The sequence below is a fragment of the Xanthomonas sp. WHRI 7064 genome (assembly GCF_040202355.2).
In the GTDB taxonomy this organism is placed as follows: Bacteria; Pseudomonadota; Gammaproteobacteria; order Xanthomonadales; family Xanthomonadaceae; genus Xanthomonas; species Xanthomonas arboricola.
Genome location: NZ_CP167821.1, coordinates 1,832,997 through 1,848,927 on the forward strand (window position 1 = coordinate 1,832,997; position 15,931 = coordinate 1,848,927).

At 66.5% G+C, this 15,931-nt stretch carries 12 protein-coding genes; 1 reads left to right on the forward strand and 11 read right to left on the reverse strand.

Annotated features, from left to right (window positions below; genetic code table 11):
* Window positions 1-215 precede the first annotated feature (215 nt).
* The 8 genes from lpdA to ABQY74_RS07975 form a co-directional block, all read right to left on the reverse strand.
* Window positions 216-1,652: a dihydrolipoyl dehydrogenase gene (lpdA, locus tag ABQY74_RS07940; RefSeq protein ID WP_039528099.1), complete on the reverse strand. Its 1,437-nt coding sequence runs from the start codon at window positions 1,650-1,652 to the stop codon at window positions 216-218.
* A 150-nt stretch (window positions 1,653-1,802) separates the two neighbouring features.
* Window positions 1,803-3,017 carry a dihydrolipoyllysine-residue succinyltransferase gene (sucB, locus tag ABQY74_RS07945; RefSeq protein WP_039520473.1) on the reverse strand — a complete coding sequence of 405 codons (1,215 nt, stop codon included), beginning with the start codon at window positions 3,015-3,017 and terminating at the stop codon, window positions 1,803-1,805.
* A 42-nt stretch (window positions 3,018-3,059) separates the two neighbouring features.
* Window positions 3,060-5,963, reverse strand: a complete 2,904-nt coding sequence (locus ABQY74_RS07950) for a 2-oxoglutarate dehydrogenase E1 component (RefSeq protein WP_349793748.1) — start codon at window positions 5,961-5,963, stop codon at window positions 3,060-3,062.
* 105 nt (window positions 5,964-6,068) lie between these two features.
* Window positions 6,069-6,998 (reverse strand): GNAT family N-acetyltransferase, encoded by a 930-nt coding sequence (locus ABQY74_RS07955; protein ID WP_349793746.1) that lies wholly within the window; start codon window positions 6,996-6,998, stop codon window positions 6,069-6,071.
* Entirely contained in the window at window positions 6,995-8,485 is a 1,491-nt protein-coding gene (locus ABQY74_RS07960) for a cupin domain-containing protein (protein ID WP_349793837.1), read from the reverse strand. Before ABQY74_RS07960 ends, ABQY74_RS07955 begins: the two co-directional genes overlap by 4 nt.
* Window positions 8,486-8,677: 192 nt before the next feature.
* The gene (locus ABQY74_RS07965) at window positions 8,678-9,301 is read right to left on the reverse strand and encodes a DUF3060 domain-containing protein (protein WP_104600711.1); all 624 of its coding nucleotides are present in this window, start codon (window positions 9,299-9,301) and stop codon (window positions 8,678-8,680) included.
* Between the two features lie 58 nt (window positions 9,302-9,359).
* Window positions 9,360-10,727 (reverse strand): adenylosuccinate lyase, encoded by a 1,368-nt coding sequence (purB, locus tag ABQY74_RS07970; RefSeq protein ID WP_104574106.1) that lies wholly within the window; start codon window positions 10,725-10,727, stop codon window positions 9,360-9,362.
* A gap of 36 nt (window positions 10,728-10,763) precedes the next feature.
* Window positions 10,764-12,086: a hemolysin family protein gene (locus ABQY74_RS07975; RefSeq protein WP_349793743.1), complete on the reverse strand. Its 1,323-nt coding sequence runs from the start codon at window positions 12,084-12,086 to the stop codon at window positions 10,764-10,766.
* Window positions 12,087-12,375: 289 nt separating this feature from the next.
* Here ABQY74_RS07975 and ABQY74_RS07980 point away from each other — a divergent pair, with 289 nt between their 5' ends.
* Window positions 12,376-13,782 carry an aspartate ammonia-lyase gene (locus tag ABQY74_RS07980; protein ID WP_054591693.1) on the forward strand — a complete coding sequence of 469 codons (1,407 nt, stop codon included), beginning with the start codon at window positions 12,376-12,378 and terminating at the stop codon, window positions 13,780-13,782.
* A 120-nt stretch (window positions 13,783-13,902) separates the two neighbouring features.
* On the opposite strand, the gene ABQY74_RS07985 is transcribed toward ABQY74_RS07980, so the two are convergent.
* From ABQY74_RS07985 to ABQY74_RS07995, 3 genes are all read right to left on the reverse strand, one after another.
* Window positions 13,903-14,325, reverse strand: coding sequence for a hypothetical protein (locus ABQY74_RS07985; RefSeq protein WP_039520491.1), 423 nt, complete (start codon window positions 14,323-14,325; stop codon window positions 13,903-13,905).
* Between the two features lie 206 nt (window positions 14,326-14,531).
* Entirely contained in the window at window positions 14,532-15,062 is a 531-nt protein-coding gene (locus tag ABQY74_RS07990; protein ID WP_102253959.1) for a DUF2884 family protein, read from the reverse strand.
* Between the two features lie 34 nt (window positions 15,063-15,096).
* The gene (locus tag ABQY74_RS07995; protein WP_349793740.1) at window positions 15,097-15,921 is read right to left on the reverse strand and encodes a GIN domain-containing protein; all 825 of its coding nucleotides are present in this window, start codon (window positions 15,919-15,921) and stop codon (window positions 15,097-15,099) included.
* Between the last annotated feature and the right edge of the window lie 10 nt (window positions 15,922-15,931).

Below are 15,931 nucleotides of genomic sequence, written 5' to 3' on the forward strand. Positions count from 1 at the left end.
ATTCGGGAGTTGGGATTGGGGATTGGTAAAAGCGAGGCAGCACTGCGCTGATTGCAGGTGATGCCATCGGCAGGGGGCGCGCTGATCTGTTCGAGTTCTTGCCTGGCTTGAAAAACATAACGCCGGGTTTTCACCCGGCGCCATGTCATTGCCGGAGAGGGCCGGGACGGGGAGCCGCACTTGCGAATCCCCAATCCCGAATCCACCAATCCCGGTCAGTTAGCCTTATGAATCGCGCGTTTGCTCACCGCCATCGCGGCGTCGTGGATCGCTTCGGACAGCGTCGGGTGGGCGTGGCAGATGCGCGCCAGGTCGTCGGCCGAGCCGTTGAACTCCATCGTCAGCACACCTTCGTGCACCAGCTCGGACACGCCCACGCCAACCAGGTGCATGCCCAGCACGCGGTCGGTTTCGGCATCGGCGATGACCTTGACGAAGCCGGCCGGCTCGCCCATGGCCACGGCACGGCCGATCGCCGCGAACGGGAAGCTGCCGGCCTTGTAGGCGACGCCTTCGGCCTTCAACTGCTGCTCGGTCTTGCCGACCCAGGCAATCTCCGGCTCGGTGTAGATAACCCACGGAATGGTGTCGAAGTTGACGTGGCCAGGCAGGCCGGCGATCAGCTCGGCAACCGCGATGCCTTCCTCGAAGCCCTTGTGCGCCAGCATCGGGCCACGCACGCAGTCACCGATCGCCCACACGCCATCGACGCCGGTGTGACAATGGCCGTCCACCTCGATCTGGCCGCGCTCGTTGAGCTTGACGCCGGTGCCCTCGGCCAGCAGGTTCTTGGTCGCGGCCTTGCGGCCCACGGCCACCAACAACTTGTCCACGGTCAGGGTCTGCTCGCCGGCGGCGTCGGTGTAGCTGACCACCACCTGCTTGGCATCGCCGCTGCCGGTGATCTCGGTCTTGCTGACCTTGGCGCCGAGCTTGATGTCCAGGCCCTGCTTCTTGAATTCCTTCAGCGCGGTCTTGGCCACTTCGGCATCGGCCAGCGCCAGGAAATCCGGCAGCGCTTCGAGGATGGTGACCTCGGCGCCCAGGCGCTTCCACACGCTGCCCAGCTCCAGGCCGATCACGCCGGCGCCGATCACTGCCAGACGCTTGGGAACGGCAGTGAAATCCAGGCCGCCGACGTTGTCGACGATGGTGTCGCCTTCGAACTTGGCAAACGGCAGCTCGATCGACTCGGAACCCGGCGCCAGGATCACGTTGGTGCCCTTGAGCTCGATCTCGCCGCCTTCGTGCTGGGCGACCTTGACGATGTTGCCCGGCAGCAGCTGGCCGAAGCCGTAGTACGGGGTGATCTTGTTCGCCTTGAACAGCATCGCGATGCCGCCGGTGAACTGCTTCACGATCTTGTCCTTGCGGCCGATCATGGTGGGCACGTCCATCTTGGCGTCGTTGAAGCTGATGCCGTGGTCGCCGAACAGGTGGCCCATGTTCCAGAACTGGCGCGAGGAATCCAGCAGCGCCTTGGACGGAATGCAGCCCACGCGCAGGCAGGTACCGCCCAGCGCCGGCTTGCCATCCTTACCGATAGCCGCGTCGATGCAGGCGACCTTCATGCCCAGCTGGGCCGCGCGAATCGCAGCGTGATAACCGGCCGGACCGGCACCGATGACGACGACGTCGAATTGTTCGCTCATTTCATTTGCTCACGGGAATGGGGAATAGGGAATGGAGAATCGCAAGAGCGCATGCGTGCGGCTGTTGCGTCCCATCCAGGTCCAGGCGGGAATGGAGCGGTCGATGGGCGCTTGTCCCATTCCCGAATCTCCATTCCCGATTCCCGGCTCTTACAGACCGAACAACATCCGGCCCGGGTTTTCCAGCTGATTCTTGATGTCGACCAGGAACTGCACCGAGTCCTTGCCGTCGATGATGCGGTGGTCGTAGGACAGCGCCAGATACATCATCGGAGCGATCACGACCTGGCCGTTCTCGGCGATCGGGCGTTCCTTGATCGCGTGCATGCCCAGGATGGCGCTCTGCGGCGGGTTGATGATCGGGGTCGACAGCAGCGAGCCGAAGGTGCCGCCGTTGGTGATGGTGAAGGTGCCACCCTGCAGATCGTCCAGGCCCAGCTTGCCGGCGCGCGCCTTGGCGGCGTAGTCGGCAATCCCCTGTTCCACGTCGGCGAACGACTGGCGCTCGACGTTACGCAGCACCGGCGTGACCAGGCCCTTCTCGGTCGATACCGCGATCGAGATGTCGCTGTAGCCGTGATAGATGATGTCGTCGCCATCGATCGAGGCGTTGACCAGCGGGAAGCGCTGCAGCGCGTTGGCGGCGGCCTTGACGAAGAAGCTCATGAAACCGAGCTTGATGCCGTGCGCCTTCTGGAACTCGTCCTGCAGCTCCTTGCGTGCGGCCGAGACCTTGGCCAGGTTGACCTCGTTGAAGGTGGTCAGCATCGCGGTGGAGTTCTTGGACTCCATCAGGCGCTTGGCGATGGTCTTGCGCACGCGGGTCATCGGCACGCGCTCTTCCGGACGGGCACCAGACGCCTTGCCCACGCCGCCGGCTTTGGCGAAGTTGACGATGTCTTCCTTGGTCACCGCGCCACGACGGCCGGTACCTTCGACCTGCGCCGGATCCACGCCCTGGGTGATCGCGGAAAAACGCGCACCCGGCGGCAGCGCATCGGCAGCGGACTTGGATGCAGCGGCAGGCGCAGCGGCAGCAGCCGGGGCCGGCGCGGCGGCCGGGGCAGCAGCGGCCGGAGCCGGTGCCTCGGCCTTCTTCTCGTCGGCCGGTGCGGCGGCAGCCACGGCGCCTTCTTCGATGATCGCCAGGATCTGGTTGCTGGTGACGGTGCTGCCGGCTTCGAACTTGATTTCCTTCAGCACGCCGTCGACCGGCGAAGGAACTTCCAACACGACCTTGTCGGTTTCCAGGTCGACCAGATTCTCGTCGCGCTTGACCGCTTCACCGGCCTTCTTGTGCCAGCTGGCGATGGTGGCGTCGGAAACGGATTCGGGCAGTACCGGAACTTTGACTTCGGTGGCCATTCGGGGAGCGTCCTAGGGTTTTCGTTCTTTGGGGAAGAGGAGTTATTCAGCGACTTGGTCGTTGAACGGATTGAGTAGCGCATCGGCGACCAGCTTCTGCTGTTCGACGATGTGGTCGGCCATGTGGCCGGCGGCAGGCGAGGGCGAACGGGCACGGCCGGCGTAATGCAGGCTCTGGCCGCTGGCCAGGCAGAAGTTCAGATGGTGGCGGATCTGGTACCACGCACCCTGGTTCTGCGGTTCTTCCTGGCACCACACCACGTCGGTGGCGTTGGCATAGGCCTTGAGCTCGGCGGCCAGCTGCGCACGCGGGAACGGATACAGCTGCTCCACGCGCAGGATGGCGACGTCGTCCTGGCCACGCTTGGTCTGGTCTTCGAGCAGGTCGTAATAGACCTTGCCCGAGCACAGCACCACGCGCTTGACCTTGCCGGCATCGGCCTTGGCGTCGGGAATCAGATGCTGGAACTCGCCCTCGGCCAATTCCTCAAGGCTCGACACCGCCAGCTTGTGGCGCAGCAACGACTTGGGCGTCATCACCACCAGCGGCTTGCGGGTGGTCATGCGCATCTGGCGGCGGATCATGTGGAAGCACTGCGCCGGCGTGGTCGGCACGCAGACCAGCATGTTCTCCAGCGCGCACAGCTGCAGGAAGCGCTCCAAACGCGCGGAGCTGTGCTCCGGGCCCTGGCCTTCATAGCCGTGCGGCAGGAACAGCGACAGGCCCGCGATGCGGCCCCACTTGGCTTCGCCAGCGGCGATGAACTGGTCGATCACCACCTGCGCGCCGTTGGCGAAGTCGCCGAACTGCGCTTCCCAGATGCACAGCGCATTCGGGTCGGTGGTGGAGTAACCGTATTCGAAGCCCATCACCGCTTCTTCGCTGAGCAGCGAGTCGATGATGGTGGCGTCTTCGGGGTTCTGCACCAGCTGGCGCAGCGGCAGGTGGTAGCTGTCGGTCTTCTGGTCGTGCAGGATCGCGTGACGGTGGAAGAACGTGCCGCGACCGGCGTCCTGGCCGACCAGGCGCAGCTTGTGGCCTTCGGCCAGCAAGGTGGCATAGGCCAGATTTTCGGCAAAGCCCCAGTCACCGGCCTGCTCACCGGCCGCCATCTTGACGCGGTCGTCGTAGATCTTGCCGACGCGCGCATGCAGCTCGACGCCTTCCGGAATCGTGGTGATCAGCTTGGCCAGACGGTCCAACTGCTCGCGCTTGACGCGGGTGTTGACCGGATCGGCAGCGGTGCCGACCAGATACCTGGACCAGTCGATGGCGAATTCGTCCGGCTTGCGCGTCGCCAGTTCGGTGGTGTACTCGCCCGAATCAAGCTTGTTGCGGTAACCGTCGACCAGCGCCTTGGCCTCGTCGGCGCTCAGCACGCCGTCGCTTTCCAGCTTGGCGGCGTACAGCTCGCGGGTGGTCTTGTGCTTGCGGATGGTCTGGTACATCACCGGCTGGGTCGCTGCCGGTTCGTCGGCCTCGTTATGGCCCCAACGGCGGTAGCAGACCAGGTCGATGACCACGTCCTTCTTGAACTGCTGGCGGAATTCGTAGGCCAGCTTGGACACGAACATCACCGCGTCCGGGTCGTCGCCGTTCACGTGGAAGACCGGCGCGCCGATCATCTTGGCCACGTCGGTGCAGTACAGCGTGGAACGGGCGTCGTCGCGGGCGCTGGTGGTGAAGCCGATCTGGTTGTTGACCACGATGTGCACGGTGCCGCCGACGGCGAAACCGCGCGCCTGCGACATCTGGAACAGTTCCATCACCACGCCCTGGCCGGCGAATGCGGCATCGCCGTGGATCAGGATCGGCAGTACGGTCTTGCGCTCGGCATCGCCGAAGCGTTCCTGACGCGAACGCACGCTGCCGACCACGACCGGGTCGACGATTTCCAGGTGCGAGGGGTTGAAGGCCAGCGCCAGATGCACCTGCTTGTCGCCACCGACCGCGATGTCGGCCGAGAAGCCCATGTGGTACTTGACGTCGCCGGTGTGGGCGCGGTCGTCGTGGGCGTGCTCGAACTTGCCTTCGAACTCGTCGAACAGCTTGCGCGGGTTCTTGCCCAGCGTATTGACCAGCACGTTGAGGCGGCCGCGGTGGGCCATGCCGATCACGATGTCCTTGACCTGATCGTTGCCGGACTGGCGAATGATCTCGTCCATCATCGGAATCAGCGCGTCGCCGCCTTCCAGCGAGAAGCGCTTCTGGCCGACGTACTTGGTGTGCAGGTAGCGCTCCAGGCCTTCGGCGGCGGTGAGCCGCTCCAGCGTGCGCTTGCGGCTGGCAGCGTCGCCGGCGATCTTGCCACCGGCATCTTCCAGGCGCTTGTAGATCCACTGGCGCTGGTCGAATTCCTGGATGTGCATGAACTCTGCGCCGATGGTGCTGGCGTAGGTCGCCTTCAGGCGGGCCAGCAGATCCTTCAGCTTCATGCGCGGCTGGCCACCGACGCCGCCGGTGCTGAACTCGCTGTCCATATCCGCCTGCGACAGGCTGTGGAACGGCAGGTCCAGATCGGGCGGGTTGACCGGCGGGGTCAGGCCGAGCGGATCGAGCTGCGCGCCGAGGTGGCCACGCGCACGGTAGGCGGTGATCAGGCGACCAACGTTGCGCTCGCGCTCGTCACTGGCCGCTGCGCCAGTGCCGGCGTTGGCAGCCTGCTTGGAGGCGGTGAGGATGTGGGCAATGGCCGCCGAGTGCGGTACATCACCGGCATCGCGACCCTTGAAGCCATCGAAATAGCTCTTCCACTTCGGGTCAACACTGTCCGGGGCGACGAGGTACTGCTCGTACAGATCCTCGATATAGGCGGCGTTGCCGCCGGCGAGCTGCGATGACTGTGCGAACTGCTTTAGGAGATTATCCACGATGGTAAGTCGGGTCTGCTGTGGGGATGATTGTGCGGAAGCGGCGGGGCGAGATGCCCTGTCGGTCGGTCTCAAATCTCGAAAAATTATACCCCCTTGCGCTAGTGAGGGGGCGTCTGCCAGCTGACCGGACGGGTAGGTGCAACCGCCTGGCGCCTACGTGCGAAGGGCGCTGCGGTCTCAGATGCCGAGTGCGCGCGGTTCGTTCCAAAGCGCGCTGCGCTCCCATATCTGCGCGAATTCGCGCTCCAGCTGGCGGCTGCGCGCCGCGCCCGACAGCCAGGTTTCGCCATCGTCGAAGCGATGGCCTGTTGGACGAAAGTAGTAGGCGTCATCGCCCACCACATAGGCCGACGCGTAGCTGGCATCGACCGGATCGCTGACCGCACGGAAGCGGAACACGCTGGGCAGGCGCTGGGCCAGCCGCAGCATCGCGCTGCTGTTGGCGCCCGCGGCGGCGGTGTCCTGCACCAGCACCTGCACGCGCTTGTCGTGGCGGGCGGTGGCGAAGAGGCGCAGCGCATCGAGCACTGCGGGGTTGTCGAACAGCGGCGGATCCAGTGCCCGCGTATAGATCAGCACCTGGCGGCGTGCGGCGCACAGCAGGCCGGTGGTGGCGGCCAGGGCCGCGCGCAGGTCGTCCACCGCCATCGGGCCGTCGAGACGGCGGTGCAGCGGCCTGCCCGGACGATCGTCCGCCGTTGCGGCGCTAGCCGGGTGCAGGTCGGAAGAGGTGTCCGGCAGGAAGCCCAGGCGTGCGAACACGGCCTCGGCGTCTGTGTTCACACGGGTTTGTAGGCCGGGCCAGCCGCGTTGTTGCGCGGTGGCGACGGCGGCTGCGAGCAACCGGTCGGCCAGGCCGCGGCGGCGCCAGCCCGGCAGCACGCCGAGCCGGTCGATGCGCCGATCTGCCGTCAGCCGCACCGAGCCGATCAACTGGCCGTCCTCGCTGCGCAGCGCCAGGTGCAGACTGAGCGGGTCCAGGGCGTCCCAGTCGGCAGCGCTGTCGTCGGTGCTGCCAGTGCCGCAGGCCAGGCGCAGCGCACGCAGGGCTGCGGCGTCGGACGCCGCCTCCAGCGAAACGATCTGCGGCCCGGCCTGGGAACTCATGCGCGCTGGTCGGACCCGTCGTCGTCGCCAGCGTCCGATGCCGCGTTGTCGTCGGCCAGCCCGCTGTTGTCGTCCTGGTCGGCATCCTCGCCTTGTTCGGCCTCCTCAGCCTGGGCTGGGCTGTCCGCGGCGTCGGCGACCTGCTCGACGTCGGCTTCGGCGTCGATCTCATCGTCCGCGTCCGGCGTGTCGGCCTCGGCGTCGGCATCGTCGTGGTCGGCCGACAGGCTCAGGACGTGGGCCTGGTCGTCGTCGATGTCCTCGATATCGTCCTCCGCCTCCTCGTGGGCGCGCTGATAATGGCCCTGCGCCAGCAGCTCCAGCACCACCTCACGGCCACGGTTGGACAGCTGCGCATACAGTGCGCCGTCGATCTCTTCGGCCGCTGCCAGCCGTGCGGCGTCCTTGGCCGACAGCGCGAATTCCAGGCCGCTGCAGAACAGGGTGGCGCCACGCTTGGCGCGCCGCCAGGCGAGCCGCGACCAGGGGTGACGGTGCAGCAGCACGCCTTCTTCCAGCGCCTGCTCGACCGCCTCGCGGGGGATCGGTTCGGGTGCCGGCACCACGTCGCCGGAGGCGCGGTAGGTGGTCATGAAGCGGCCGAACCAGTCGCCCAGGCGATCCGGGTCGTTCATGCGCAGCGCGTTGAGCGCTTCGACCACGCGGTTCATCGCGGTGACGTCGATCTCGTACGGATCGGCCGGCACCTTGAGGTCTTCGTCGTGATAGCGCACGGCCTCGTCGGCATCGGCGATCAAGGTGTCCAGGTAGTCGCCGATCAGCTCGGCCGAGGACGGCGCGCGGGTGCCGATGGAGAAGGTCAGGCAGGCGTCTTCGGCCACGCCGTGGTGCGGCACCAGCGGCGGCAGGTACAGCATGTCGCCCGGGCCCAGCACCCAGTCGTGGGTGGGCTTGAAGTCGCGCAGCAGCTTGAGCTCGACATCGTCGCGGAACGCCAGCGGCGCGGCCTTGCGGCCCTGCTGCGCGCGTGCGTCGATCTGCCAGCGGCGGTGGCCCTGGCCCTGCAGCAGGAACACGTCGTAATGGTCGACATGCGCGCCGACCGAGCCGCCGGTGGCGGCGAAGCTGATCATGATGTCGTCGATGCGCCAGCGCGGCAGGAAGCGGAACTGCTCCAGTAGCGCGCGCACGTCGGCGTCCCACTTGTCCACGTCCTGCACCAGCAGGGTCCAGTCATGGTCGGGCAGGCCGGGGAAGTCGGTTTCCTGGAACGGGCCGGTGCGCACGTTCCAGTCGTCGGTGGCGCGGTCGTGGCTGATCAGGCGTGCCAGCACGCCGTCTTCGCAGGCCAGGCCGGCCAGGTCTTCGGGCTGCAGCGGGGACTGGAAGTCCGCAAACGCGTTGCGGATCAGCAGCGGGTGCTTGTGCCAGTAGTTGCGCAGGAAGCGCTCGACCGGCATGCCCAGCGGCTGGTCGCGGGTGGCGTGGATCTCGAAGGGCAGTGGCGCGCCTTTCCTGGCGGCGATCTTTTTTGCGGGGGTCTTTTTCATGGTGTCACGGGTCCGACTGGAGGGCCGGCGCGGTGCGGCCGGCGAGGTGGCTTATTGTCGCCCAGCCCGCCATGCGCTGCCTTGCATGCGGGTGTCGCGGTAAGGTTGCGGTGCGCGTCCGGGCCATGCACGGCCGGGGATGCACCTGGGTGTCTCGGTGTCAGCAGATCAGCGGGTGGAGATCTGGTTGTTGCTGCCGTAGTCGTTGACCATCGCAGTGCCGGATTGCTGAGTGATGCGGTTGCCGCGGCCGTGCAGCGTGGCGGAGGCGATCGCCTGCGCCTGTACCTGGTTGTCGTCGCCCGGCACCAGCAGCGTGCCGATGCGGCCGGCCTTGAGTGTGGAGGTGCGGCTGAACAGTTCGATGGTGCTGGCATCGCCGGCGAGGGTGACCTGGGCATCGTTGCCGACCATGCGCACTGCCTCGGCGCGCTCGATCTGCACGATCGCACGCTGGCCCAGCACTGCGATCGTGCCGCAGTCACCCTTGAGGACCAGATTGGCGTTCTGGCCGGTCAGATCGACGTTATGGCCGTCGCAGCTGACCGTGCCGCTGGTCGAGGTGACCATCAGTGTCTGCCGCTCGCCATTGCTGGCGACCTGGGTGGCGCCGTCCATGCTCGGAACCGATGGCACTGATGGCACCGGTGCGGCCGACTCGCCGGCCGGCGCGTGCGGCGCGGCAGCGGCGGAGTCGGGGTGCGAGTCGGGAGTGGCCTGCTTCCCGCAGGCCAGCAATCCGCAGGCCACCGACGCAAGCAGGGAGACAGACAGCAGCGCGCGTAATGCCATGGCAATACTCCTGACAGCTGGATACAAGGGCGTGATACCGGTGGATGGATACCGCTGCTTAGATCGCGCGCGCCAGCTGTTCGGCCAGCCCGGTGTACGCACCCGGCGTCAGCGCCCGCAGCCGCTGCTTGTCTTCGTCCGGCAACTGCAGGCTCTCGACAAAAGCCTGCATGGACGCGGCAGTGATGCCCTGGCCGCGGGTCAGTGCCTTCAATTGCTCGTAGGGGTTGGGCAGGCCGTGGCGACGCATCACCGTCTGCACGGCTTCGGCCAGTACTTCCCAGGCCGCATCCAGATCGGCATCCAGGCGCTGCGGATTGACGGTCAGCTTGCCCAGGCCCTTGGCCAGCGAATCCAGCGCGACCTGGGTATGGCCGAACGCGGTGCCGAGCGCGCGCAGCACGGTGGAGTCGGTGAGGTCGCGCTGCCAGCGGCTGATCGGCAGCTTGGCGGAAAAGTGCTCGAATAGCGCATTGGCGATGCCGAAGTTGCCTTCGGCATTTTCGAAGTCGATCGGGTTGACCTTGTGCGGCATGGTCGAGGAGCCGACTTCGCCCTCCTTGAGCTTCTGCTTGAAGTAGCCCAGCGAGATGTAGCCCCAGATGTCGCGCGACAGGTCGATCAGGATGGTGTTCACGCGGCGGCTGGCGTCGCCGATTTCGGCCACGTTGTCGTGCGGCTCGATCTGGGTGGTATAGGGGTTGAACACCAGGCCCAGGCTTTCGACGAAGCGCTGCGCGAACCCGGCCCAGTCCAGCTCCGGGTACGACACCAGGTGCGCGTTGTAGTTGCCGACCGCGCCGTTGATCTTGCCGGTCAGTTCGACCGCGGCGATCTGCTTGCGCTGCCGCTCCAGGCGTGCAACCACGTTGGCAATTTCCTTGCCCAGCGTGGTGGGCGAGGCGGTCTGGCCATGCGTGCGCGACAGCATCGGCTGGCCGGCCTGGGCATGGGCCAGGGTGCGCAGGCTGGCGGTGATGCCGTCCAGCGTGGGCAGCAGCACCTCGCGGCGCGCCTGCTCCAGCATCAGGCCATAGCTGAGGTTGTTGATGTCCTCGCTGGTGCAGGCGAAATGCACGAATTCCAGCGCCGGGCCCAGCTCGGCATCGTCCTTGAGCTGTTCCTTGATGAAGTACTCCACCGCCTTGACGTCGTGGTTGGTGGTGCGCTCGATCTGCTTGACCCGCGCGGCATCGCCGACGCTGAAGTCGTCGGCCAGGCGGCGCAGGGTCTGCGTGGCGGCGGCCGAGAACGGCGCCAGCTCGGCGATGCCCGGCTCGGCGGCCAGTGCCAGCAGCCATTCGATCTCGACCTTGACCCGCGCCTTGATCAGGCCGTATTCGGAGAAGATCGGGCGCAGCGCATCCACTTTGGAAGCGTAGCGGCCGTCGAGCGGGGACAGGGCGAGCAGGGCGGAATCCGACATGGGCAGGGCACTGGGAGGCTGGCGGGGGTGCGTATTCTACGCCGCCCCGGCGCCGGCTTCGCCGATCGGCCGCACCGTGATGGCCTGGATCCGGTGCCCGGCCATGCGCCGCACCGTCAGTGCGTGGCCGTCCAGCTCCAGGGTTTCGCCTTCTTCGGGTAGCCGCTGCAACCGGTGCACGATCAGCCCGCCGACCGAATTGACGTGGTCCGGCGCGCTCAGGTCCTGGCCCAGCAGACGTTCCAGGCGGAAGATCGAGGTGCTGCCGGCCACCAGCAGCGAGCCGTCCTGGCTGCGGATCGGGGCATCGCGCACCACGTGGCGGTGCTCGTCCTCGATCTCGCCGACCACCACTTCCAGCAGGTCTTCCAGGGTGAAGAAGCCCAGGATGCGGCCCTCCTCCTCCACGCACAGCGCCAGATGGGTGGTGCCGGTGCGGAACTGCTCCAGCGCGCTGGGGATCGGCGTTTCCAGGGGCAGCAGGGTGGGCGGGCGCAGCAACGGGCGCAGATCGTCCAGGTCCTGGCTGCGTGCCATCGCCACCAGCAGATCCTTGGTATGCAGGATGCCCAGCACCTGCTCGCCATCGGCGTCGAACCACGGGTAGCGGCTGTAGCGCGACTCGCTGAACTCGGCCAGCACCGATTCCAGCGTCATGCCTTCGCGCAGGCTGCGCAGGTGCTCGCGCGGACGCATCAGGTCGCCGGCGACCAGGTCGGGCAGTTCCAGTGCATGGCTCATCAGGGCCAGCCCGTGATCGGGCGTGGCGGCGTTGGGATCCTGGCGGCCGACGATCAGCATCAGCTCCTCGCGCGAATAGCGATGCGACTGGTGCTCCACATCGCCCCAGCCCAGCACCCGCAGCAGGCGGTTGGCGCTGGTGTTGAGCACCCAGATCGCCGGGTACATCAGCCAATAGAACACGTAGAGCGGCGCGGCGGTCCACAGCGACATCCGCTCCGGGCGGCGGATCGCCATGGTCTTGGGCGCCAGTTCGCCCAGCACGATGTGCAGGAACGAAATCAGGCTGAAGGCGATCGCCAGTGCGGTGAACTGCGCCGCTTCCGGCGACAGGCCGGCGGTGTCGAACAGTGGCTGCAGCAGATGCGCGAAGGCCGGCTCGCCGACCCAGCCCAGGCCGAGCGAGGCCAGGGTGATGCCGAGCTGGCACGCCGACAGGTAGGCATCCAGATGCGCATGTACCCCCAGCAACAACCGCCCACGCCAACCGTTGTTCTGCGCTAGGCCCACCGCCTGCGTGTGGCGCAGCTTGACCAGCGCGAACTCGGCGGCAACGAAGAAGCCGTTCAACAGCACCAGCAGCAGCGCGACGAACAACAGCAGCACGTTACCCAACATGGCGTCCGCCTCCATGGTGCGTAGCGGCGGTGACGCGGTATGTCAGCGGCTGCGCGTCAGTGCCGGGGCAGTGTGCAGGTGAGAAAGACGCGAACGATGCGTTTCTACAGTCAGGGTCGTCGCCCATGGCGGCGTGGTACCTCGTATGGATCGTTGGGCAGTCTAGCCCACGGCTTGCGACGACACGGTCGCAACGCTGCGAGCGAGTATCGTAGGCAGCCTCGCCAGCGTGGGTGCGCCCGCTGCCAGCCATCCATCACCACAAACCAACCATGTGCGGAGAGTGCAGATGAGCGAACGTTTCAGGACCGAACACGACAGCATGGGCGAATTGCAGGTGCCCGCCGATGCCTTGTGGGGCGCGCAGACCCAGCGTGCCGTGCAGAATTTTCCGGTGTCCGGCCAGCCGATGCCGCGCGGCTTCATCCGCGCGCTGGGGCTGATCAAGGCCGCTGCGGCCGGCGTCAATGCCGAGCTCGGGCTGCTGCCCAAGTCGATCGGCAAGGCAGTGCAGGACGCGGCGCTGCAGGTCGCCGACGGCACGTATGACGCGCAGTTCCCGATCGACGTCTACCAGACCGGATCGGGCACCTCGTCCAACATGAATGCCAACGAGGTGATCGCCACGCTGGCCACGCGCGCCGGCAAGGACGCGGTGCATCCCAACGATCACGTCAATCTCGGTCAGAGTTCCAACGACGTAGTGCCCACCGCGATCCGGGTGTCGGCGTTGCTGGCGGTCCAGGAACACCTGCAGCCGGCGCTCAAGCATCTGCGCAAGACCATCGACAAGCGCGGCAAGGGGCTGGACAAGGTCGTCAAGACCGGGCGCACGCATCTGATGGATGCGATGCCGCTGACCTTCGGCCAGGAATTCGGTGCATGGTCGGCGCAGCTGAGTTCGGCGCAGGAGCGCATCGACGATGCCCTCAAGCGCCTGCGCCGGCTGCCGCTGGGCGGCACCGCGATCGGCACCGGCATCAATGCCGATCCGCGTTTTGGCGGCAAGGTGGCCAAGGCCTTGTCGGGCTTGAGCAAGTTCAAGTTCGAGAGTGCCGACAACAAGTTCGAAGGCCTGGCCGCGCAGGACGATGCGGTGGAATTGTCCGGTCAGCTCAATGCGCTGGCGGTGGCATTGATCAAGATCGCCAACGACCTGCGCTGGATGAATGCAGGCCCCCTGGCCGGGCTGGGCGAGATCGAGTTGCCTGCGCTGCAGCCGGGCAGTTCGATCATGCCGGGCAAGGTCAACCCGGTGATTCCCGAAGCCACCGTGATGGCCTGCGCGCAGGTGATCGGCCACCACACCGCGATCACCGTGGCCGGGCAGACCGGCAACTTCCAATTGAACGTGACGCTGCCGTTGATCGCCTACAACCTGCTGGATTCGATCAACTTGCTGGGCAATGTGGCGCGGCTGCTGGCCGATAGCGCGATTGCCGGGTTGAAGGTGCGCCAGGAGCGCGTGCGCGAGGCGCTGGACCGCAATCCGATCCTGGTCACCGCGCTCAACCCGATCATCGGCTACGAGAAGGCCGCGGCGATCGCCAAGCGTGCCTACAAGGAACAGCGCCCGGTGCTGGACGTGGCGCTGGAAGACAGCGGGCTCAGCGAGGCTGATCTGCGCCGTTTGCTGGATCCGGCTGCGCTGACCCGCGGTGGCATCCAGGCCGGCAGCACGGGCGGCGGTGGCTGACCACCGCGGCGTGCGCATGTAGGAGCGCACCTGGGCGCGATGGGGCTTTATCGACAACGCCCCGTCGCGCCCAGGTGCGCTCCTACATGGCTTTGCGCGAATCCGCGGCTTCGCCAGGACTCAGTGCCGCTCGGCCTGCACGTTGCCGAAGCTCTCGCGATACGGCTGCAGCGACGGGATTTCATCCAGCAATTCGCCGCTGAGCTTCTGGATCTCCGGCGTGGCGGTCAGCTTGATCGACTTGTATTCCGGGTCCGCGCCAGCCTCGTTGACGGCCTGCTGGCGCAGCATCTGCAGGTGCCCGAACAGCAGCTGCAACTTGGCGCGCGTCGGCTCTTTCTGCGGCAGCGCGATATCGTCGATCTTCAGCGTGCCGTCCGGGGTAATTTCCGCATTGGCCGCGGGTGGGCGGCGGATCATCACCGACTGGGTGGTGATGGCAACGCGCGGCTTGCCGCGTTCAGCGCGCCGCGACGACTGGTCGCCACAGGCGGTCAGGGCGCATAGCAGAAGCGCCATGCAGAGCATCACGAACTTGTTCATGGGGTCGCCGGATTCAGGGGAGCGCACTAGTGTAATCCCGCTCCGGCCAGCCGATCGGCGCCTGCGGCACATGGCGCGGCTGACAAGATGTCGCAGGCCGATGTTGGGTGCCTGGCGTGCGCGCAGCAATCGGCGTGACGATCCATAAGGTTCCGGTCAGCCGCTGCGCCCGTCGATGCGGGCGCAGCGGCGATCAAAGGCCGCGCTTACTTGCGGCAGTCGTCGATATCGTGCTGGGTGAGGGTCGAGTACGGCGCGAATGCCGGCACCAGTTGCGCGGCGGCGTCTTGCGCGTTGCGCAGCTTGGCCAGCTGATCGCAGATCTGCATCGCAGTGTGTTTGAAGGTTTCCGCCTGCGCTTCGATCTTGTCGCCGATCTGGTCGGTGTTGCCGCTGAGCACACCCTTGAGCGCTTCGCCGGCGGCATGCGCACCGAAGGCCGCGCCCTGCGTGCCGATGTCGATGCCTTTATCGGCGACGCCCTGGATCTGCACGTAGAAAGCGCGCATCGCCTGCCGCTGCGCATCGTTCAGGCTCACCGGCTTGCCGGCGATGCTGAGCGCGCCATCCACGCCGATGGTGGCCGCGGGCAGGCCGTCGCGGTGGAGCGTCAGGCTCTTGCCGTTGAAGATCACCCCGTTCGCGTTGGTCTTGCCCGATACCACGACCGTGGGTTCGGACTTGCCGCAACCGACCAGCAGCGCACCCACCAATACCGCAGAAATCAACAGTTTCATCAGCCGTCCCCCTCTTGAATGGTCAATGCAGTGGTCAGTTGTCGGTCGGCACGCGGGTGGTGCCGGCCACATCGCTGACGTCGATATCGCCGCTGCCCTTGCGCGCGACGCTGACGTCGCCGCGCACCTTGTGCACGCTCAGGGCGCCGGAGTTGACCGCTTCCACGCCGACATCGCCTTGCACATCGTCGATGTCGACATCGCCGGAGCCGATCGTGCCGAACTTGACGTTGCCTGCCACGCCGCGCAGCTTGACGTCGCCCGAACCGACCTTGCCGACCTCTGCCGCGCCATGCACCTGCCTGGCCTTGAGATCGCCCGAGCCGACCGCCAGCACGCGCAGCGATCCCATCTCTTCCAGTTCGATATCGCCGGAACCGACCTTGGCGGTGACCCGGCCCCTGGTGCGGCGGATGGCCATGTCGCCGGAACCGACATCGGCACTCACGGCCGCAGCGCCGCTGATCTCGGCGTCACCGGAGCCCACGTCGAACTGCACCAGCAGCGTGTCCGGCACGCTGCCGCGCAGGTCCAGGTACGAGTAGCTGTCGCCGATGGAGATGCGCAGCGGGCGGTCGTCGGCCAGCGTCACCACCAGCTTGTCGCCGACCCGCTTCTGGGTGACGGTCAGGCCCTTGAGCAGCTCGGCCCTGGCGGCGCAGGCGCGGCCGCCCAAACGCCCGCCGTTGCCCGCCGCGGCGTCCAGATGCAGGTCGTTCGAGCCGACCTCGAACAGCACCGACTTCACTCCGCTCAGCTTCAACTCCAGGCTGCGCGGTTCGGAGAACTTGCATTGCTCTTCGGCAAACGCAGCGCCGGGCACGGCGAACAGGATGGCCAGACTCAGCAGACGACGCATGGGATGTCCT

What these genes read in the sequence shown, in the direction of transcription:
- ABQY74_RS07955 (WP_349793746.1), bottom strand. Translation starts at nt 6,998, where the DNA reads ATGAGTTCCCAGGCCGGGCCGCAGATCGTTTCGCTGGAGGCGGCGTCC.
- lpdA (WP_039528099.1), bottom strand. Translation starts at nt 1,652, where the DNA reads ATGAGCGAACAATTCGACGTCGTCGTCATCGGTGCCGGTCCGGCCGGT.
- sucB (WP_039520473.1), bottom strand. Translation starts at nt 3,017, where the DNA reads ATGGCCACCGAAGTCAAAGTTCCGGTACTGCCCGAATCCGTTTCCGAC.
- ABQY74_RS07990 (WP_102253959.1), bottom strand. Translation starts at nt 15,062, where the DNA reads ATGAAACTGTTGATTTCTGCGGTATTGGTGGGTGCGCTGCTGGTCGGT.
- ABQY74_RS07985 (WP_039520491.1), bottom strand. Translation starts at nt 14,325, where the DNA reads ATGAACAAGTTCGTGATGCTCTGCATGGCGCTTCTGCTATGCGCCCTG.
- ABQY74_RS07975 (WP_349793743.1), bottom strand. Translation starts at nt 12,086, where the DNA reads ATGTTGGGTAACGTGCTGCTGTTGTTCGTCGCGCTGCTGCTGGTGCTG.
- ABQY74_RS07980 (WP_054591693.1), top strand. Translation starts at nt 12,376, where the DNA reads ATGAGCGAACGTTTCAGGACCGAACACGACAGCATGGGCGAATTGCAG.
- ABQY74_RS07995 (WP_349793740.1), bottom strand. Translation starts at nt 15,921, where the DNA reads ATGCGTCGTCTGCTGAGTCTGGCCATCCTGTTCGCCGTGCCCGGCGCT.
- ABQY74_RS07965 (WP_104600711.1), bottom strand. Translation starts at nt 9,301, where the DNA reads ATGGCATTACGCGCGCTGCTGTCTGTCTCCCTGCTTGCGTCGGTGGCC.
- purB (WP_104574106.1), bottom strand. Translation starts at nt 10,727, where the DNA reads ATGTCGGATTCCGCCCTGCTCGCCCTGTCCCCGCTCGACGGCCGCTAC.